At 47.9% G+C, this 420-nt stretch carries 1 protein-coding gene; it reads left to right on the top strand.

Features of this window, described 5'->3' with window-relative positions; all coding sequences use genetic code 11:
• Entirely contained in the window at positions 1–360 is a 360-nt protein-coding gene (gene rplL, locus FJV41_RS56085; protein WP_141649650.1) for a 50S ribosomal protein L7/L12, read from the top strand.
• The last annotated feature ends 60 nt before the right edge of the window (positions 361–420 follow it).

Below are 420 nucleotides of genomic sequence, written 5' to 3'. Positions count from 1 at the left end.
ATCACTAAAGATCAAATCATTGAAGCAGTATCCGCTATGTCCGTAATGGACGTTGTTGAGCTGATCTCTGCAATGGAAGAAAAATTCGGTGTTTCCGCTGCTGCTGCTGTAGCTGTAGCTGCTGGCCCGGTTGAAGCTGCTGAAGAAAAAACTGAATTCGACGTAATTCTGAAAGCTGCTGGCGCTAACAAAGTTGCTGTTATCAAAGCAGTACGTGGCGCAACTGGCCTGGGTCTGAAAGAAGCTAAAGACCTGGTAGAATCTGCTCCGGCTGCACTGAAAGAAGGCATCAGCAAAGACGACGCTGAAGCTCTGAAAAAATCTCTGGAAGAAGCTGGCGCTGAAGTTGAAGTTAAATAAGCCAACCCTTCCGGTTGCAGCCTGAGAAATCAGGCTGAGGCTGGTGACTTTTTGGTCACC

Source organism: Myxococcus llanfairpwllgwyngyllgogerychwyrndrobwllllantysiliogogogochensis, assembly GCF_006636215.1.
Taxonomy (GTDB): domain Bacteria; phylum Myxococcota; class Myxococcia; order Myxococcales; family Myxococcaceae; genus Myxococcus; species Myxococcus llanfairpwllgwyngyllgogerychwyrndrobwllllantysiliogogogochensis.
The sequence above is the reverse complement of the archived record's forward strand: the minus strand, read 5'-3'. Positions and strand labels throughout refer to the sequence as shown.